This window comes from Bradyrhizobium sp. STM 3562, from assembly GCF_045571435.1.
In the GTDB taxonomy this organism is placed as follows: domain Bacteria; phylum Pseudomonadota; class Alphaproteobacteria; order Rhizobiales; family Xanthobacteraceae; genus Bradyrhizobium.
On record NZ_CP120694.1, the window covers coordinates 8,176,397 to 8,194,152 of the forward strand.

General features: G+C 63.8%; 18 protein-coding genes. 10 read left to right on the plus strand and 8 right to left on the minus strand.

Translation table 11 applies throughout. The features are described from left to right. Positions 1 to 109: 109 nt before the first annotated feature. From P6U23_RS37770 to P6U23_RS37780, 3 genes are all read left to right on the plus strand, one after another. Positions 110 to 2,161 carry an acetoacetate--CoA ligase gene (locus P6U23_RS37770; RefSeq protein ID WP_407177350.1) on the plus strand — a complete coding sequence of 684 codons (2,052 nt, stop codon included), beginning with the start codon at positions 110 to 112 and terminating at the stop codon, positions 2,159 to 2,161. A gap of 109 nt (positions 2,162 to 2,270) precedes the next feature. Beyond that, positions 2,271 to 3,212 (plus strand): zinc metalloprotease HtpX, encoded by a 942-nt coding sequence (gene htpX, locus P6U23_RS37775; RefSeq protein WP_407177351.1) that lies wholly within the window; start codon positions 2,271 to 2,273, stop codon positions 3,210 to 3,212. Between the two features lie 110 nt (positions 3,213 to 3,322). Then, positions 3,323 to 4,000 (plus strand): hypothetical protein, encoded by a 678-nt coding sequence (locus P6U23_RS37780; RefSeq protein ID WP_407177352.1) that lies wholly within the window; start codon positions 3,323 to 3,325, stop codon positions 3,998 to 4,000. 83 nt (positions 4,001 to 4,083) lie between these two features. Here the strand turns inward: P6U23_RS37780 and P6U23_RS37785 are convergent, their stop codons facing one another. Beyond that, complete coding sequence (locus tag P6U23_RS37785; RefSeq protein WP_407177353.1) at positions 4,084 to 4,662, minus strand: integrase core domain-containing protein; 579 nt, start codon at positions 4,660 to 4,662, stop codon at positions 4,084 to 4,086. 127 nt (positions 4,663 to 4,789) lie between these two features. On the opposite strand from P6U23_RS37785, the gene P6U23_RS37790 reads away from it, so the two are divergent. After that, positions 4,790 to 5,736, plus strand: a protein-coding gene (locus tag P6U23_RS37790; protein ID WP_407177354.1) for an IS630 family transposase whose coding sequence is annotated in 2 segments (ribosomal slippage) — positions 4,790 to 4,952 and positions 4,952 to 5,736 — 948 coding nt in all. Because the reading frame shifts where the segments join, the coding sequence is not laid out codon by codon here. Here P6U23_RS37790 and P6U23_RS37795 read toward each other — a convergent pair. From P6U23_RS37795 to P6U23_RS37825, 7 genes are all read right to left on the minus strand, one after another. Continuing rightward, a complete protein-coding gene (locus tag P6U23_RS37795) occupies positions 5,726 to 6,118 on the minus strand; it encodes a helix-turn-helix domain-containing protein (protein ID WP_407177355.1) in 393 nt (130 codons plus the stop codon). The genes P6U23_RS37790 and P6U23_RS37795 overlap by 11 nt on opposite strands. A gap of 335 nt (positions 6,119 to 6,453) precedes the next feature. Next, complete coding sequence (locus P6U23_RS37800; protein WP_407177356.1) at positions 6,454 to 7,329, minus strand: amidohydrolase family protein; 876 nt, start codon at positions 7,327 to 7,329, stop codon at positions 6,454 to 6,456. Positions 7,330 to 7,344: 15 nt separating this feature from the next. Next, positions 7,345 to 7,737, minus strand: a complete 393-nt coding sequence (locus P6U23_RS37805; protein WP_407177357.1) for a RidA family protein — start codon at positions 7,735 to 7,737, stop codon at positions 7,345 to 7,347. A 20-nt stretch (positions 7,738 to 7,757) separates the two neighbouring features. After that, complete coding sequence (gene hpaH / locus P6U23_RS37810) at positions 7,758 to 8,561, minus strand: 2-oxo-hept-4-ene-1,7-dioate hydratase (RefSeq protein WP_407177358.1); 804 nt, start codon at positions 8,559 to 8,561, stop codon at positions 7,758 to 7,760. A 4-nt stretch (positions 8,562 to 8,565) separates the two neighbouring features. After that, positions 8,566 to 9,423, minus strand: coding sequence for a fumarylacetoacetate hydrolase family protein (locus P6U23_RS37815; protein WP_407177359.1), 858 nt, complete (start codon positions 9,421 to 9,423; stop codon positions 8,566 to 8,568). A 23-nt stretch (positions 9,424 to 9,446) separates the two neighbouring features. Next, complete coding sequence (locus P6U23_RS37820; protein ID WP_407177360.1) at positions 9,447 to 10,772, minus strand: MFS transporter; 1,326 nt, start codon at positions 10,770 to 10,772, stop codon at positions 9,447 to 9,449. Positions 10,773 to 10,813: 41 nt separating this feature from the next. After that, positions 10,814 to 11,431 carry a flavin reductase family protein gene (locus P6U23_RS37825; RefSeq protein ID WP_407177361.1) on the minus strand — a complete coding sequence of 206 codons (618 nt, stop codon included), beginning with the start codon at positions 11,429 to 11,431 and terminating at the stop codon, positions 10,814 to 10,816. A 247-nt stretch (positions 11,432 to 11,678) separates the two neighbouring features. Here P6U23_RS37825 and P6U23_RS37830 point away from each other — a divergent pair, with 247 nt between their 5' ends. From P6U23_RS37830 to P6U23_RS37855, 6 genes are all read left to right on the plus strand, one after another. Next, positions 11,679 to 12,467 carry an IclR family transcriptional regulator gene (locus tag P6U23_RS37830; RefSeq protein WP_407177362.1) on the plus strand — a complete coding sequence of 263 codons (789 nt, stop codon included), beginning with the start codon at positions 11,679 to 11,681 and terminating at the stop codon, positions 12,465 to 12,467. A gap of 146 nt (positions 12,468 to 12,613) precedes the next feature. Continuing rightward, positions 12,614 to 13,846, plus strand: a complete 1,233-nt coding sequence (locus tag P6U23_RS37835; protein WP_407177363.1) for a branched-chain amino acid ABC transporter substrate-binding protein — start codon at positions 12,614 to 12,616, stop codon at positions 13,844 to 13,846. Between the two features lie 145 nt (positions 13,847 to 13,991). Next, complete coding sequence (locus tag P6U23_RS37840) at positions 13,992 to 14,939, plus strand: branched-chain amino acid ABC transporter permease (RefSeq protein ID WP_407177364.1); 948 nt, start codon at positions 13,992 to 13,994, stop codon at positions 14,937 to 14,939. Continuing rightward, positions 14,936 to 16,240, plus strand: a complete 1,305-nt coding sequence (locus P6U23_RS37845) for a branched-chain amino acid ABC transporter permease (protein ID WP_407177365.1) — start codon at positions 14,936 to 14,938, stop codon at positions 16,238 to 16,240. Before P6U23_RS37840 ends, P6U23_RS37845 begins: the two co-directional genes overlap by 4 nt. Continuing rightward, a complete protein-coding gene (locus P6U23_RS37850; protein WP_407177366.1) occupies positions 16,237 to 16,986 on the plus strand; it encodes an ABC transporter ATP-binding protein in 750 nt (249 codons plus the stop codon). The genes P6U23_RS37845 and P6U23_RS37850 overlap by 4 nt, the downstream gene beginning before the upstream one ends. Next, a complete protein-coding gene (locus P6U23_RS37855) occupies positions 16,986 to 17,681 on the plus strand; it encodes an ABC transporter ATP-binding protein (RefSeq protein WP_407177367.1) in 696 nt (231 codons plus the stop codon). The genes P6U23_RS37850 and P6U23_RS37855 overlap by 1 nt, the downstream gene beginning before the upstream one ends. Positions 17,682 to 17,756: the final 75 nt, after the last annotated feature.

Below are 17,756 nucleotides of genomic sequence, written 5' to 3' on the forward strand. Positions count from 1 at the left end.
TTGCCGCGCGGCGGTGGCCGCGGCCGCCTTGCAATGATATCCCTGCGGAACTTCTGCTATGCTGAGGTCTCAGCCGGGCAACCCCCTCCGCAAGGCAACCGAAACGATCATGACAGCACCTTACGTCCCCCAGATCACGCTCTATCGCCGCTGGCTCGCCGATCAACGCGGCCTGAGTTTTTCCGACTACGAGGAATTGCGGCAGTGGTCCGTCCGCGACATCGATGGCTTCTGGCGGACGATATGGGACTATTTCGACCTGCAATCACCGACGCCGTTTCGCGCCGTGCTGAGCCAGCGCAAGATGCCGGGCGCGATCTGGTTTCCCGGCGCATCGGTGAACTACGCGCAACAGGTGTTCCGGCATGTCGAGGCGGCGGACGCTGCCGGGATGCCGGCGATCATTGCCAGCGGCGAAGATGGCGTGCTGAAGGAGACGAGCTGGCCGGAGCTGCGGCGGCAGGCGGCGGCGCTTGCCCTGTACCTGAAGGAAAAAGGCGTCGGCCCCGGTGACCGCGTCGCGGCTTACCTGCCGAACATCGCCGAAACCATCGTCGCGTTTCTCGCCACCGCGAGCATCGGCGCAATCTGGAGCGTCTGTGCGCCCGATATGGCGGCGCCCGCGGTGATCGACCGTTTCAAGCAGATCGAGCCAAGGGTACTGATCGCCTGCGACGCCGTCACCTATGCCGGCCGGCGGCACGATCGCCGGGCCGTGATCGACGAGCTGCGCCGCGCGTTGCCGTCAGTGGAGCACTTCATTCTGCAGAGCGATGGCAGCGGCGATCCGGCGGTATCCGATCCGCTGCTGTCGAAAATCCTCGCCAGCAGAAGCGCCCCGATCGACGCATTCGAGCCGGCCTGGCTGCCGTTCGATCACCCGCTCTGGATCGTCTATTCGAGCGGAACGACCGGCCTGCCAAAGCCGATCGTTCACAGCCATGGCGGTGTCGTCGTGGTGGCGCTGCCGCTCATGACGCTGCACAACGATATCGGCTGCAGCTACCAGCCGAACTCCCTTGGCGAGCGCTTCCATTGGTACAGTTCGACCGGCTGGATCATGTGGAATTCGCAAGTCAACGGGCTTCTGAACGGAACGACCTGCTGCGTCTTCGACGGAAGCCCCGGCGGATCGAAGGACAAGCCGGACTGGACGACACTGTGGCGGTTCGTCGCCAACGCGAAGGCGACCTTCTTTGGTGCAGGCGCGGCATTCTTTGCAAACTGCAGCAAGGCCGACATCGACCTTGAATCCGTGGGCGACCTGTCGCAGTTGCGCGCGCTTGGCTCGACAGGCTCGCCGCTGAGCGCCGACACGCAAGCATGGTTCAACGCGCGCTTTGCGGCCCTTGCCAAGATCAACGGCAACCGCTCGCAAGAAGACATGTGGTGGGCGAACATATCGGGCGGGACCGACTTCGCGGGCGCCTTCATCGGAGGAAATCGCGAACTGCCGCAAACGCCCGGTACGATGCAGTGCCGCCTGCTCGGCTGCGCGGTGGAGGCCTTCGACGACCAAGGGCGCGCCGTGATCGCCGACGTCGGCGAACTCGTTTGCACCGAGCCGTTGCCTTCGATGCCGCTGCGGTTCTGGAACGACGAAGGCGACCAGCGCTATCGCGCCAGCTATTTCGAGACCTATCCCGATAATTTCGACGGCAGCGGACGCGGCCCCGTCTGGCGTCACGGCGACTGGCTGAAGATCAATCCGGACGGCTCCTGCGTAATCTATGGCCGCAGCGACGCGACCATCAACCGCCATGGCCTGCGCATGGGGACGAGCGAACTTTACTCGGCGATCGAGTCGCTGCCGGAAGTGCTGGATTCCCTGGTCGTCGACCTCGAATATCTCGGGCGCGAAAGCTATATGCCGCTGTTCGTGGTGCTGCGCGAAGGCATCGCGCTGGATGCGGCGATGCAGGCCAAGATCAACCGAGCGATCGAAGCCGGCCTGTCGCGCCGCTTCCTGCCCAACGAGATCATCGCTGTCCCCGAGATTCCGCGGACACTGTCCGGCAAGAAACAGGAATTGCCGATCAAGAAGCTCCTGCTCGGTCATCCCATGGAAAAAGTCATCAACAAGGAAGCGATGGCCAATCCCGGATGCCTGGATTGGTATCTGGAGTTTGCCAGGAACTACCTGGGGAGAAGCGCCGCGTAGCCGTGCGCGGCGCGGCGACGCACCTACCCCATCTTGCGGCGCCGCAACGCCGATCGCTACCTGATTAGGAGCTGCCGCGCGCCCCTGGCACGGCAGGAGGGAGGCGGTGATGAATTATTTCCGAACTGCAATCCTGCTGGCGGGCCTCACAGCCCTGTTCATGGGCGTCGGTTACCTGATCGGCGGCGGCAAGGGCGCGATCATCGCGCTTCTGATCGCCGGCGCGACCAACCTGTTCGCCTATTGGAATTCCGACCGCATGGTGCTGGCGACCTACGGCGCCCAGGAAGTCGATCGAAACTCCGCGCCCGAGCTCGTCGAGCTTGTGGCCGGGCTCGCCGGCCGTGCCGGCCTGCCCATGCCGCGCGTCTTCGTGATGGACAACCCGCAGCCGAACGCCTTTGCGACCGGCCGCAACCCGCAAAACGCGGCGGTGGCCGTGACCACCGGGTTGATGCAATCCCTCAGCCGCGAAGAGCTCGCCGGCGTGATCGCCCACGAGCTCGCGCATGTCAAACATCACGATACGCTGCTGATGACGATCACCGCGACCATCGCCGGCGCGATCTCGATGCTCGCGCAGTTCGGGATCTTTTTCGGCGGCCACCGCAGCAACAACAGCGGACCCGGTGCGATCGCGTCGATCGTCATGATGATCCTGGCGCCGCTCGCCGCCATGCTGGTGCAGATGGCGATCAGCCGCACGCGCGAATACGCCGCCGACAATGTCGGCGCGCGCATCGCCGGGCAGCCGATGTGGCTCGCCTCCGCGCTCGTCAAGATCGAAAACGCCGCCCACCAGATCCCGAACATGGATGCCGAGCACAATCCGGCAACCGCACACCTGTTCATCATCAATCCGCTGTCGGGTCACGGCATCGACAACCTGTTTGCGACCCATCCGTCGACCGCGAACCGCATCGCAGCGTTGCAGCAGCTCGCAGCCGAACTCGGCACGCGGGGAGCTGGGCCTTGGACTCCGGCCGAGCCCGACGACTCCGCGCGTAACCCGTGGGACCGCTCGCCACGTCCCCGCGGCCCCTGGGGATAAGGCGGAGCGCGCGAGCTCGTGGAGTTATCCGGTCGGGCAAGCCCATCTCTTGGCATCGCAATGCGACCGGGTTACCTTCCGATCGATTCCGGCAGGGGCTCGAGACGTCGATGGGGCTTGCGAATGGGAAGCAACCGCGCGCGACTGCTGCAAGGCTCGCGCGGAGCGGTTTGGGAGCGGCTGCATTTGGATTGTGTGCCGTGGGATGGTGCTGCCTCGCCACGCCGGCCGCAGCGGTCGAGCTGACGGCAGCCCAGTCGGCCCTCTACACGACAGTGTCGATCTTCCCTCCGTCGGCGCGATCGATGACCGTGTGCTATGGTTTCGTCTGCCGGCGGCGCGAAATGCTGGACTTCACGCCCACCGACCGCAGCGCGCTCGGCAAGATCCTCGCAAGCGGGCGCGCTTCAGCCGCCGCGGAGCGAGCCGCCGTGCAGAAGGCCGTGGTCTGGTTCGATCGCCGCATGGGGCCGGTGATCGGCACGGACAAGCGCGTGGCGAAGGCCGACATTCGTGCACTCGACTCCACACACAATTTCGATTGCTGGGACACCACACGCAACACGACGAGTCTGCTGCTCGTCCTGCAGGAGTGGGGCCTTCTGAAATATCATACCGTCGGCGACCCGCATTACCGCGGTAATGCACTGGTGCTGCAGTTGCCGCACAACACCGCTGTGCTCATCGACCGCGCGACCAAGGTCGAATGGGTCGTGGACATGTGGACGCACGGCTACGCCGAACCGCCCGATGTCATGCCGCTCGCGGAATGGATCAAGGAGGATTGAGGTCGGAGCATCTGGAGCATCCGCCGATCAAGGCAGCGCCGAACGAGCGCCTTCAATCAGACCGTCATTGCTGTGCATGTTCACTAATTCGCTGATCGAATGGTTTGAGTCTGGGCGGCGGCGAAGTCCTTTGGGGTCTTGCCGCCGAGGGCCTGATGAGGTCTGAAGTTGTTGTAGTAGATCAGGTACTCGAACAGTTCATTGGCGAAGTGCTCAAGGTTATCGAAGGTGGCGCCCTCGATGACGTCATCGTCCAGGGTTCGCCAGAACCGCTCGACCTTGCCATTGGTCTGCGGCCGGTAGGGCCTGGTGTAGCGGTGCTTGATGCCGAGCTCGATCAGCATGGCTTCGAAGGGGTGCTCCTCCGGTTTATTGCGGGAGGCGAACTCGGCCCCGTTATCAGAGAGGATCTCGGCGAACTGGACCCCATAGGTGACGCTCAGGGTGTTGATCATCTTCAGGGCCTTGAACATGACCGGCAGCGCCTTTTTCGAGGTCAGGACTTCGGCCCAGGCCAGGCGTGAGCAACTGTCGAGCAGGCTGATGATGAAGGCAGGGCTTGGCGGCGGCACCAGGAACATGTCGCGCGGCAGTTGGTGCAGGTCAATATGGCCGAGTTCCCCGATCTTGTCCTTGATAATGCGGCGTTTCTCCTCACGCATCGCCGGGGTGCGGCGGTTCAGCTCGTGGCGCTTTAGAGCGGTTCACAGCTTAATTGAATCGGGAGGGATTCCGGATTTGGGGCGAATGTGATTCAAGATGCTGGCTGGGACTGGAGGCCAGCATCCGATGGTTCGACCAATTTCCAATGACCTGCGTAAGCGTGTTGTTGCGGCGGTTGCGAAGGGTGAGAGCTGTCGTTCGGTCGCAGCGAGGTTTGGCGTTGCGGTGTCGTCCGTGGTGAAGTGGTCGCAACGTTATCGCGCGACCGGCTCGGTAGCGCCCGGGAAGATGGGGGCCATCGCAAACCCGTCCTTGAGCCGCATCGCGCCTTCATCAAGGAACGGATCAGTCAGACGCCGCATGTGACGCTTCACGCCCTAAAGGACGAACTGGCGGCGCGCGGGATCAAGGTTTCCCACAATGCGGTTTGGCTGTTTCTGCGTCGCGAAGGGCTGCGGTTCAAAAAAACGCTGCTCGCCCTCGAGCGAGCTCGCTCAGACGTCGCGAGTAGACGCCAGCGCTGGCGTTCATGGCAGGCCAACCTCGATCCCCGACGCCTGGTCTTTATCGACGAGACCTGGATTAAGACCAACATGGCCCCACTGCGCGGATGGGGGCCAAAAGGCGAGCGGGTGCGGAGCTTCACGCCACATGGCCATTGGCGGACGCTGACATTCCTTGGCGCCTTGCGCTGCGACCGCCTCACCGCACCGTGCCTGTTCGACGGCCCAATCAACGGCGAATGCTTCCGCGCCTATGTCCAGCAGGTTCTCGTTCCGCAGCTTCAGCCCGGCGACATCGTCATCATGGACAATCTCGGCAGTCACAAGTCGGCGGTCCTGCGCCGCTTGATCAAAGCCGCCGGCGCGAGGCTCTGGTACCTGCCGCCATACTCCCCCGACCTCAATCCGATCGAACAGGCCTTCGCCAAGATCAAGCACTGGATGCGCGCCGCCCAGAAGCGCACCATCGACGACATTTGCCGCCATATCGGCAGCCTCATCACAACCATCCAGCCCAACGAATGCAGCAACTACTTCGAAAACGCCGGATACGCTTCTATCAAAACGTGAAACGCTCTAGGACGCGATAGATGGTCGATGGCGAGGGTACCGTATCGCGCTGTTCACGCAAGGCGGCATGGATCTCGTAGCGGTTCATGCCGCGCTTGCGGCAGGCGACGATCTCCGCCTCAATGCCTTCCGGCTGGCGGCGTTCGCGCCATTTCGGCCCGCGGCGCTGCGGCAGCAGGTCGGCCTCCGCGCCGCTGCGCAGGTAGCGGTTATAGTACTTCCGGAACGTCTGCGAGCACGTGCCGTGGTGGCGGTAGAAATCCCCGACCCGCCGGAATGTCGCCGATCGCCCCGCTTTCACTTCCTCATACTCTGCGATCAAGAACCGCCACTTCTGAATGTAATTCCGTTCAATCGTCCGGTCGAAGCTGTTGTCGCGCATCGAATCCCCCCTGCGGGCTGGATTCGATCAGCGAATTAGTGAACATGCACAATTGCGAGGAGCGAAAGCGACGACCCGCCGTCGTTCGCTGCGCGAGCTATGGCGAGGCGTGAAGTCCCGCCGATGCGCCTTTGCGTAGGCGGAAGCAATCCAGACTGCATCCGTGCAGAAAGCTGGGTTTGCTTCGCTCGCGCTGGCAATGACGCGGGGGTTGGGCGGTATGCCCCGATTCGCTCAGCTCGGCGACTCCTCACACGTAATCGTCAACGCGTGACTGTGCGCGAGGCGCCGGGAATGTCGCAAGCGGGCCCGTAATGGCCCCCTTCACGAACTGCTCACTCGGGAAACCCGAACAGCTTTACCGGGTTGTGAACCAGGATCTTTTCCAGCGTTGCCTCGTCGGGAGCGTAACGATACATCAGCTCCAAAAGATCGGCATCGTTGGGCGGTTGCATCACCGAGACCGGGTGCGGCCAGTCGCTCGCCCACACGCAGCGATCGGGCGCGGCCTCGATATAGGCGCGTGCGATCGGGATGACGTCGTCCCAGGGCGGACCCGCCTTCGAGGTCTTCTCGCCGAGCGAGAGCATGACCCAGAAATTGCCCTTCGCGAGCAGCTCCAGCATCTTGCAGAGGTTCGGATCGTCCTTGCCGCGGGCCGGATCGGGTCGGGCCATGTGATCGATCAGCACCGGTACCTCGAGGTTTTCGTACTTCGCGACGCTCGAGATGATCCCATCCTTTTCGGGTTGGATCTTCACATACCAGCCGAGCTCGCGGATTCGCGCGATCGCGCGGGCAAAGTCCTTGTCCGACAGCACCGCGCCGAGCTCCTGGCGGAAGCTGAAGCGCGCGCCGCGGACGCCGGCCTGATGGAGCTTAGCGAGATAGGCGTCGTTCGCCTCGGCGAACACGAGCGCATTGGCGCAGCCGCGATAGTTCGGGCCCATGGCGGCGAGACCATCCAGCACCACCGCGTGATCGGCGCCATAGGTCGTCGTCTGCACGATGATGCCGCGCTCGATCCCGAGCGTCTTGTGCATGCGGAGCGCCGCCTCCCAGGTCGCACTCGGCATCTGATAGGCCGCGCCGGCGCGCACCGGATATTTCTCCAGCGGTCCGAGCACATGGAACTGGCTGTCGACGGTCTTGGGCGGCGGCAGCCTTGAGGGCCGGCGCGGGTTGGGATCAAAGGGAAGATAGGTCGGCACGGGCGTGGGTCCTCGTTAGTCGATGACGGCGGTGAAGTCGCACTGCACCAACGCGCCGCCTTCCATGTCCATCTGCAGGGAATGACGCGCGGGGCGCGAATGTTCGTCGGGAAACATCTTCAGCCACTCGGCATTGAGCGGGCCGCGCTGCGAGCGATCCTTGAGCCACACCGTCATCTTGATGATGTCATCGGTGCTGCCGCCCGCGGCTTCCACCGTCGCTTTCATGTGGGCGAACATATTGGCGCACTGCGCCTCCAGGCTCGAAGGCATGTTGCCGCTCGCCGGATCGCGGCCGAGGATGACGCCTGACATCACGAGATTGCCGATGCGGCAGGCGTTCGGAATCGGATTGGCGTGCTTGAAGCCGCCGATATGGACGCTCTTGCGCCGTGCTTTATCCGTCATGACGCTGTTCTCCTTCCAGATCACGCAAATTGGCAGGACACCGAACCGAAGGCGCCGTAATCGGCATGAAACGTATCGCCGCGGCGGATGTCGATCGGGCGGGTGAAGGATCCGGCGAGCACGACCTCGCCGGCCGCAAGATGCTCGTCATGCGGTGCCAGCCGATTGGCAAGCCAGGCGATCCCGTTCGCGGGATGGTTGAGCACGCCGGCCGCCAGTCCCGTCTCCTCGATCTGGCCATTGCGGAACAGAAGCGCGCCGATCCAGCGCAAATCAGCCTCCAGCGGCCGGAACGGCCGCCCGCCCAGGACCAGCGCGGCATTCGCAGCGTTATCCGAGATCGTGTCCATGACCTTGCGGGTCTTCCCGGTCTCGGGATCGACGCGATGCATGCGGGTTTCGAGGATTTCGAGCGCCGGCGTCACATAGTCGGTGGCGTTGAGCACGTCGAAGATGGTGCAATCCGGCCCGCGGAGCGGCGCCTTCAGCACGAAGGCGAGTTCGACCTCGATCCGCGGTGCGTGAAAGCGATCGAACGGGATCTCGGTCGCATCGGGATAGAACATGTCCGCGAACAGCACGCCGTAATCCGGCTCGGCGATTCCGACCGCGCTTTGCATCGCCTTCGAGGTCAGACCGATCTTGTGGCCTTTGATGACGCGGCCGCGTCCGAGCTGAAGCTGCGTCCAGGCCCGCTGGATCGCATAGGCATCCTCGATCGTCAGGTCAGGATGCTCGCGGGTGAACATGGGAATGAGCTTCTTGCTGCGCTCGGCCTCGTCGAGCCGCTCGGCGAGACGCTTGATGGTGGCTTGATCGAGCATGGTGCTAGCCCTCCGCGACCGCATTGCGCAGCACGCCGATGCGTGAGGATTCCACCTCGACCACGTCGCCGACCTTGAGCCAGCGCGGCGGATCGAAGCGCGCGCCGGCGCCGGTCGGCGTGCCGGTCGCGATCATGTCGCCCGGCTTTAACGTGGCGAAGGTGGAGAGATAGGCGATCAGAGCATCGAACGGGAACATCAGGCGCTCGGTCGAGTCCTGCTGACGCACCTCGCCGTTCACGCGGGTGATGATGTCGTGCGGACCGCGCGGATCGCACTCATCCGCGGTCACGATCCAGGGGCCGATACTGCCGGAGCGGTCAAAATTCTTACCTTGCGTGACGTTGAACTTGCCGTGACGGAGCCAGTCGCGCACGGTGCCCTCGTTGCACAGGGTCATCCCGAAGATGTGCGACCACGCGTGCTCGCGCGGAATGTGGCGCCCCTGCTTGCCGATCACGAGCACGAGCTCGCCTTCATAGTCGAGCTGGTCCGATACACTGGGCTTCTCGAGCCCCTGTCCCGACCCGACCACCGAGGACATGCTGCGGACGAACAGGCTGGGATATTTGGGCAGATCCGAATTGTCCTTGTACTCGGCGTTGCGGTCCATGTAGTTCACGCCGATGCACCAGAGTTTCTCCGGCGTCAGTACCGGCGGCAGCAGCGTCAGCTCATCGAGCGCGTAGTCGGGCTTCTCGCCCGCGACGGCCTGGCGGGCAGCCGCCAATCCATCGCGGGCGATCAGCGCCTTCAGGTCCGGGAAGTCGCGTCCGATCCGCCGCGAGAGCTCGACGACCCCACCTTCGACGGCCGCGCCGTAGCGCGGCTCGCCGTTCACCAGATAGCTCAACAGTCGCATGTGACAAATCCTCGTCGCCGGCGTCAGGCCGGCTGGCTGCGGTGGTTTCCGTTCTCGACGCCCGTCAGTTCGCGGCCGCGCGTTTCCGGAAGCGACAACGTCATCGCAAGAAAGATGATGATCGCCGGCACGACGACCAGCATGCCAAAAGCGAGCTCGCCGCCGAACAGCGCCGCCGCCATGGGCACGACCACGGGCGCGAAGCTGCCGACGCCGCGACCGGCCATGTAGATGACCGACACCGCGGTGGACCGCACTTCGATCGGGTAGATCTCCGATAGCCAGGTGCCGACCACGCCGAGCGCGGAATTGCCGATCACGAAGGCGATGTAGGTCCAGAACATCGGAAAGCCGAGCAGGCTTCCCGCATATTTCTCGTGTGCGAAGAGATAGAGGCAGCCCGCCATCAGGCCCCAGGAGAGCCCCGGCACCAGCGCGCCGAAGCGGCGACCGAGGGCATCGTTGAGCGCGCCCATGCTGATATAGGAGCAGCCGCCAACGACGGAGGCGATGACCGAGATGTTGCGCACCACTTCAGGCGGCGCGGCAAGCGACTTCTGCATCAAGGTCGGCATGAAGACGACGATGCCGTAATAGCTGAACATATAGGCCATCATCCAGGCGAGGCACATCAGCGAAATCGGCAACAGCCTGCCCTTGAACATCAAGAGCAGCGTGTTGGTGGTCTTCACCCTGTTTTTGACCAGGCCGCTCTTGCGCGCGCGGTCGAACTGCAGCCAGGCTTTGGATTCCGGCATAAAGAAGCGGATGAAGATCATCAGGACGATCGGCGAGCCGCCGGTGAGCAGCGCGATGCGCCAGCCCCAATCGAGACTGAAGGAGGTGGTCGCCCAGACGCCAACGATCGAGGCGCCGGCGCTGGCCAGCACCGCGCTGCCCTGGATGAACGCGCTGCCGAGGCCGCGGCGATCCTTGTTCCAGGCCTCGTTGAACAGCACCATGCCCGCGCCCCACTCACCGCCGAGGCCGACCCCAGTGATGAAACGCAGGATCGCGAGACTCGGATAGTCCCAGGCGAAGGCGGAGGCGATCGAGCCGGCCGCGAAAACGCCGAGCGTGAGCTGCAGCGCCTGCTTACGGCCGAGGCGGTCCCCGAGCCAGCCGAACAACGCGCCGCCGATCACCGATCCGATCAAGGTCAGGCTGGTGACGCTCGCGACCTGCGTCAACGAAATGTGCAGCGACGCCTGGATCGAGCTCATCAGGAACGGCATGATCAGCACGTCGTACAGATCGAGCGCGAAGCCGAGCATGCAGGAAAAGATGATGGCGGCACGCTCGCGCGTCGTATAGGTGCCGGCCGAGGAAAGTGAGGAATGTTCGACCATGATGAAGTTGCTTCTGCTGGATCCCGCGGCCGGCGCGCTGTTCAGTCGGGCGACTTCGGGGTTTGGAATACGGTGCGCAGCGTGACGATCTCGCCGAGCCGCGCGTAGCGCGGACCGCCGATGCGTGCGATCGGATCGAGCGCCTCGGTTTCGATCTTACCGTTGTTCACGAGACCGTCGCGGATGTGAAACATCACGACCTCGCCGACGATCAGGCGGCTGCGCGCCTCGCCGAACTCAAGGCACTGCCGGAAGCGGCATTCCATGGCAACCGGCGGTGCCGCGAGCCGCGGCACCTTGATGCGCTCGCTCGGCAGCATCTCGAGCTTAAGCAGTTCGACCTCGCTGACATCGGGCGGATGCTCGACCGAGCTCTCGTGCAGCGCGCTCATCAGCGGCGTGTCGGCGATGTGGATAACATATTCCTCTGTGTCGAGAATGTTATGCGCGGTGTCTTTGTAAACGCCGGCCTTGCGGCCGATGCTGATCGCCAGCATCGGCGGTTTCTGCGAGACGAAGGTGAACGCACTGAAGGGCGCGAGGTTGACGACACCCTTGGCCGACAGGCTCGTCACCCAGGCGATCGGGCGCGGCACGACGATACCGGTCATGAGCCGGTAAATCCGCTCCGCGCCGAGTTCGGAAGGATCGATCCGCATGGCCGCGTCGCGGTCAGGCCCGCGCCTTGCGGTGCCGGGGCCGGCCGTTGCTGCGCCTATGGCAACCACCGCTTTTGCGAGACATCTCGTCGCATCCTCCCTGGATGGATCACGGTCCACCATCTTTTGTTGCAAGCCTGATCGAGGACGGCCCGATCCGACGCGCAATCATCCGATCCGGGGCCTTTACCTGTCGACCGAATTATGGCGTTTCTGTCCACAATATGGACAATGGGTGCGTGACATCATGGACATGAGAACCGGTCCGAAGACGGAACCGAGGCGAGGGGCGCAGGCCATTCGCCGTGCCCTGGCGGTCCTGCGCATTCTGGCCGCGGGCCGCGAAACCGGCCTGCCGCTCGCCGAGGTCGTGCAGGCGACCGGACTGACCCGCCCGACCGTGCACCGGATCGTTCACGTGCTGATCGAAGAAGGCATCGTCGAGCGCCATGAAAGAACTGGCCGCTATGCGATCGGCAGGCAGGTCCCCGAACTGGCGCTGGCCCGCCCCTCACGGTCGCCGCTGCTTGCAGCCGCGGACGAGATTCTCAAGCGGACCTCGCGAGAGGTCGGCGACACCCTGTTTCTCACGGTGCGCACCGGCAACGATACGCTGTGCGTCGACCGCAGGATCGGCTCTTTCCCGATCCAGGTGCTTTCCATCGAGATCGGCGCGCGGCGTCCGCTTGGCGTCAGCAGCGCGGGAGTGGCGATCCTGGCGGCGATGCCGGCCCAGGACGCGCGAAAGATCGTCGCCGCCAACGAGGCGAGGTTCGTGTCCTATCGGACCAATGCGGCGACCGTGCTGGCGCAGATCGCGGCGGCAAGACGGCGCGGCTACAATCTGCGCGAAGTGGGCCTCGTGCCGGGCACGAAGTCGATTTCCACATGGATCAAGACCCCCGATAGCCGTCCGGCGGCGGCCATCACCGTATCAGCGGTTCGCATGCGGCTTGGCCCGCGTCGCGAGCCCGAGCTGGCCGAGATTCTGTTGGATGCGGCCCGGTCGATCGAGCAGAAGATACGATCGGCGTGATCGCCGCTATTTCAGCCCGCGCGCCATTCCGCCGGGCGGAAGGGCGCCGGACTTGTCAACGCGGAGTCATTCGCGCACTATGGCTGAAATTGTGCCGCGCAACACGGCCAATACCAAAGTCGACACGCAAGCGAGGAAACAAGAAAATGCTCAAAATCACGAGGGTCATCGCCATGGCCCTGCCGATGCTCAGTGGAGCTGCCTATGCGCAGGACACCGTCAAGATCGGCTACATCGATCCTCTCTCCGGGGGCGGCGCCAGTGTCGGCGAAGGCGGGTTAAAAACGTTCCAGTTTCTGGCCGATGAGCTGAACGCCAGAGGCGGCATCCTTGGTCATAAAGTCGAGATCCTGCCGCTCGACAACAAAACCAATCCGCAGGAAAGCCTCGTCCAGGCCCAGAAGGCGATCGATGCGGGCGCTCATTACATCACCCAGGGCAACGGCTCCTCGGTCGGCGCAGCGCTGGAGGATTTCGTGACCAAGAACAACACGCGCAACCCCGGCAAGGAAGTGCTCTACTTCAACTATGCCGCGGTCGAGCCGAGCATGACCAACGAGAAGTGCAGCTTCTGGCACTTCCGCTGGGATGCCAACTCGGACATCAAGATGGAAGCCCTCACGAACTATATGAAGGGCAATTCCTCCATCAAGAAAGTCTATCTGATCAACCAGGACTATTCGTTCGGCCAGTCGGTGCGGACCCAGGCGCGCAAGATGCTGGGAGAAAAGCGGCCCGATGTGCAGATCGTCGGCGACGAACTGCACCCGCTGCTCAAGATCACCGACTTCTCGCCCTATATCGCCAAGATCAAGGCGTCAGGCGCCGATAGCGTGGTCACAGGCAATTGGGGACAGGACATCGCCCTGCTGCTGAAGGCCGCGGCCGACGCCGGGCTCAAGGTCAACTGGTACACCTATTATGCCGGTGGTGCCGGCGGCCCGACCGCGATCAAGCAGGCAAATCTCGATCATCAGGTCTTTCAGATCACCGAAGGCTTCGCCAATTCCGGCGATGAGGCCGCGATGGAGTTCGAGAAGGCATTCCGGGCCAAGGTCGGCCTGTCGCTCTGGTACCCTCGCGCGGTCAACGAGATGCGCATGTTCAAGGCGGCCGCCGAAAAGGCCAACTCGATCGATCCGGTGAAGGTTGCCGCCGCGCTCGAGGACATGAAGTTCGACGTTCTCGACGGCGGCAGCGGCGTCATGCGCAAGGACGACCATCAGTTCTTCCAACCGATCTACATTTCCTCGTTCGGCAGCCGCAGCGAAAAGGAGCCGTTCGACGAGGAGAACACCGGCTGGGGCTGGCGCCTGGTCTCAAAGGTGGATACGCCGCAGACCGTGCTGCCCACGACCTGCAAGATGACGCGGCCATGACGGGCGCGCGCGTCCGTTCCCGCTCCGGACATCCGGGGCGGGACCGACGTTTGCGTGACCACCAGGCCGGAGCCGACGGAGCGGCAGTTCCACCTCGCCGCTCCGTGACCCATGCGAGGCGCGCGTGGCTACCAACGAGTGAACCGTGCTTGAGCTGATCGTAATTTCGACCCTCAACGGCATCCTGTTCGGGATGCTGTTGTTCCTTTTGTCCAGTGGGCTCACCGTCATCTTCAGCATGATGGGCGTGCTCAATTTCGCCCATGCGAGCTTCTATATGCTGGGCGCGTTCTTTGGCTATCAGCTCACCAAGTGGATCGGGTTCTGGCCGGCGCTGGTGCTCGCGCCGCTGCTTGTCGGCGCGGTCGGCATGGCGGTCGAGCGCTACGGTCTGCGCAACACCCACAAGCACGGACACGTCGCCGAATTGCTGCTGACCTTCGGGCTCGCCTTTGCCATCGAGGAAATCGTCTCGATGATCTGGGGCAAGAGCCCGGTGGACTATCGCGTGCCGGCGGCGCTGGACTTTCCGGCCTTCACCGTGTTCTCCACTAACTATCCCGCCTACAAGATCTTCATGCTGGCGGTTTCGGTGGCGATCTTCGTGGCGCTCCTGATCGCGCTCAAGCGGACCCGGATCGGCCTCATCGTGCAGGCGGCGCTGACGCATCCCAGCATGGTCGGACATCTCGGCCACAATGTCGGACGGGTGTTCATGCTGGTGTTCGGCGTCGGCAGCGCGCTTGCCGGGCTCGCCGGGGTCATCGCCGGTCCGGCGCTGGTGACGCAGTCCGACATGGCCGCCCTGCTCGGCCCGATCCTATTCGTCGTGATCGTGTTTGGCGGCCTCGGCTCCTTGCCGGGCGCATTCATCGCCTCGCTCTTTATCGGCCTGGTGCAGACCTTTGCGGTTGCACTGAACGGCTCGCTCGCCAGCGCGTTCGGGCCGCTGGATTCGAGCGTCGGACCTTCGGTCCTCAGCGACATCTGGAATGTCACGATCGCCCAGATCGCGCCGGTCCTGCCCTATGTGCTGTTGGTGCTGATCCTGATCGTCCGTCCCATGGGCCTGCTCGGGACGCGCGAAACATGACCAGCACCATGACTTCCGCGCCTGATATCGCCGCGACACCCTCCGGCCAAGCCCTGCGCTTCTACGGCCTCTGGGCGATAGTGGCGATCGCGCTCGTCGTGTTGCCGCTCATCTTCTCCTCAGGCGGCTCGCTTACCTCCTTCAGCCTGATCGGTATCGCGATCATCTTCGCGCTGTCCTACAACATTCTGCTTGGCGAGACCGGCCTCTTGTCGTTCGGCCACGCGGTTCATTACGGCCTCGGCGGCTTCGCCGCGGTCCATGTGATGAACGCGGTCGCCACGCGGGGATGGCCGATCCCGCTTCCCCTGATTCCGTTGGTTGGCGGCATCGGCGGCCTCGCCTTCGCGCTCCTGATCGGTTGGGTGATGACCCGGCGCGCGGGCACGGTGTTCGCGATGATCTCGCTCGGCATCGGCGAACTGGTCGCATCCTCGTCGCTGATCCTGCGCAGCGTGTTCGGCGGCGAATCCGGCATCACCACCGACCGCACCGCGCTGCCGCACATCTTCGGCTGGAGCTTCGGGCCGCAAATTCAGGTCTATTACCTGATCGCATTCTGGGTCTTTGTCGCGGCGATGGCGATGTACGCCCTCACCCGCACGCCGCTCGGGCGGATTTGCAATGCGGTCCGCGACAATCCCGGGCGCGTCGAGTTCATCGGCTACGATCCTCACGTCGTTCGCTATCTCGCCTATTGTTTTGCCGGCTTCTTTGCCGGCATCGCGGGCGGCCTTGCCGCGGTCAATTTCGAGATCGCGAACTCCGCCTATCTCGGCGCGGTGCAGTCGGGCCTGGTGCTGTTCGCGACCTTCATCGGCGGCACGGCCTATTTCTTTGGTCCGATCCTGGGCGCGATTCTCGTGACCTATTTGCAGCTCGGGCTGACCAATGTGACCAGCGTCTGGCAGCTCTATTTCGGCATCATCTTTATCGGCATCGTGATGTTCGCGCCGGGCGGCATTGCCGGCCTTCTGATGATGCACCGGCCGCTGATCCGCGCCGGAACGCTTGCGATGGTGATTCCGTCCTATCTGGTCGCGGCACTCCCGACACTGGCGCTGGCCTGCGGTGTCATTCTCTCGATCGAGACGGTGGCGCGCTACACCGCGAGCGAGGGCGATGGCAACATCATCAACCTTCTCGGCATCGCCTTCAACGCGACCGCACCCGCGACCTGGGTCACGGCGGCCGTCCTGATCGTCGGCGGCTTCATCGTTGCTCGCATCACCTGGCGGCGCATCGGACAGGCCTGGGACCGCGCCGGCAGCATCGCCCGTGACCGGGGGTACCTCGCGTGATGCCAGCCATCGAAGTTCGCGCCGTCGAAAAGCGCTTCGGCAATGTGAGCATCATCCACGACCTCAATCTGAGCGTCGCGAAAGGTGAACGCCACGCCATCATCGGCCCCAATGGCGCCGGCAAATCCACGACGTTCAACCTGATCAGCGGCTATATCAGGCCGAGTTCGGGCGAGATCCGGCTCAACGGCGACGTGATCTCGGGATTGCGGCCGTTCGAGATCAACCGGCGCGGCCTGTCGCGTTCGTTCCAGGTGACCAACGTATTCGCCCGCATGACCGTGTGGGAGAACGTCCGCTGCGCCGTGCTCTGGGCCACCGGCCACCGCTATGCGTTCTGGAAGAACGTGGACGAGCTGCCGGAGGTGCGGCGACGCACCGCGGAGATCCTGGACGACATTCATTTGAGCCACCGCCGCAACGTGCCGGCGGGACTTCTAACCTATGCCGAACAGCGCGAACTCGAAATCGGCATCACCATCGCCGGCGGCGCCAACGTCATCATGCTGGACGAGCCGACCGCCGGGATGAGCCACGCGGAGACCGAACGCGCCGTCGCCCTGATCCGTCGGCTCACCGAGGGGCGCACGCTCGTGATCGTCGAGCACGACATGAGCGTGGTGTTCGGCCTCGCCGACCGCATCTCGGTCCTGGTCTACGGCCGCATCATCGCCTCCGGCACGCCCGAGGAGATCCGCGGCAACCCGAAGGTCAAGGAAGCCTATCTCGGCGAGGAGGCGCATTGATGCTCGAGGTCAGGGATCTGCACGCCTATTACGGCAAGAGCCACATCCTCCAGGGTGTCGACCTCTCGATCTCCGCCGGCGAGGTGGTGAGCCTGCTCGGCCGCAACGGCGTCGGCCGCTCAACCACGGTCAAGGCCATCATGGGCGAGGTGCCGCCGCTGGGGACCATCCGCTTCAAGGGACAGGACATCGCAGGACTCCCGAGCCACAAGATCGCGCGGCTAGGGCTCGGCTATGTGCCGGAGCACCGCGACATCTTCCCCGGCCTCACGGTCCGTCAGAACCTCCTGCTCGGCATCAAGGACACGCGTCGTCCGGGCAAATGGCGGCTGCAGGATATGCTCGACATGTTTCCCAATCTCGCGGCGCGCGCCGATACGCCCGCCGGTGTGCTGTCCGGCGGCGAAAAACAGATGCTGACGACGTGCCGGACGCTGATGGGCGACCCCGAGCTCATCATGATCGATGAGCCGACCGAAGGGTTGGCGCCACTGATCGTGCAGCAGGTCGGCGACCTGATCGCGCATATCGCGGAGGCAGGCGTCGCCATCCTCCTGGTGGAGCAGAAGTTATCCATCGCGCTCAGGATTTCGCATCGCGTCTACATCATGGGCCATGGCCGCATCGTGTTCGAAGGCACGCCGGACGAACTCAGGGCCAACGACGCCGTTCGCAAGGAATGGCTCGAAGTGTGAAGCCGTCGCCAGGCGGAGCGAATTGAGCGGACGCGCGCCCAACCTCCAGCGTCATTGCGAGCGCAAGCGAAGCGG

Excerpts from the sequence above, each read along its gene's own strand:
- P6U23_RS37770 (WP_407177350.1), top strand. The coding sequence starts at position 110 with ATGACAGCACCTTACGTCCCCCAGATCACGCTCTATCGCCGCTGGCTC.
- htpX (WP_407177351.1), top strand. The coding sequence starts at position 2,271 with ATGAATTATTTCCGAACTGCAATCCTGCTGGCGGGCCTCACAGCCCTG.
- P6U23_RS37780 (WP_407177352.1), top strand. The coding sequence starts at position 3,323 with ATGGGGCTTGCGAATGGGAAGCAACCGCGCGCGACTGCTGCAAGGCTC.
- P6U23_RS37785 (WP_407177353.1), bottom strand. The coding sequence starts at position 4,662 with ATGCGTGAGGAGAAACGCCGCATTATCAAGGACAAGATCGGGGAACTC.
- P6U23_RS37795 (WP_407177355.1), bottom strand. The coding sequence starts at position 6,118 with ATGCGCGACAACAGCTTCGACCGGACGATTGAACGGAATTACATTCAG.
- P6U23_RS37805 (WP_407177357.1), bottom strand. The coding sequence starts at position 7,737 with ATGACGGATAAAGCACGGCGCAAGAGCGTCCATATCGGCGGCTTCAAG.
- hpaH (WP_407177358.1), bottom strand. The coding sequence starts at position 8,561 with ATGCTCGATCAAGCCACCATCAAGCGTCTCGCCGAGCGGCTCGACGAG.
- P6U23_RS37815 (WP_407177359.1), bottom strand. The coding sequence starts at position 9,423 with ATGCGACTGTTGAGCTATCTGGTGAACGGCGAGCCGCGCTACGGCGCG.
- P6U23_RS37820 (WP_407177360.1), bottom strand. The coding sequence starts at position 10,772 with ATGGTCGAACATTCCTCACTTTCCTCGGCCGGCACCTATACGACGCGC.
- P6U23_RS37825 (WP_407177361.1), bottom strand. The coding sequence starts at position 11,431 with ATGCGGATCGATCCTTCCGAACTCGGCGCGGAGCGGATTTACCGGCTC.
- P6U23_RS37830 (WP_407177362.1), top strand. The coding sequence starts at position 11,679 with ATGGACATGAGAACCGGTCCGAAGACGGAACCGAGGCGAGGGGCGCAG.
- P6U23_RS37835 (WP_407177363.1), top strand. The coding sequence starts at position 12,614 with ATGCTCAAAATCACGAGGGTCATCGCCATGGCCCTGCCGATGCTCAGT.
- P6U23_RS37845 (WP_407177365.1), top strand. The coding sequence starts at position 14,936 with ATGACCAGCACCATGACTTCCGCGCCTGATATCGCCGCGACACCCTCC.
- P6U23_RS37855 (WP_407177367.1), top strand. The coding sequence starts at position 16,986 with ATGCTCGAGGTCAGGGATCTGCACGCCTATTACGGCAAGAGCCACATC.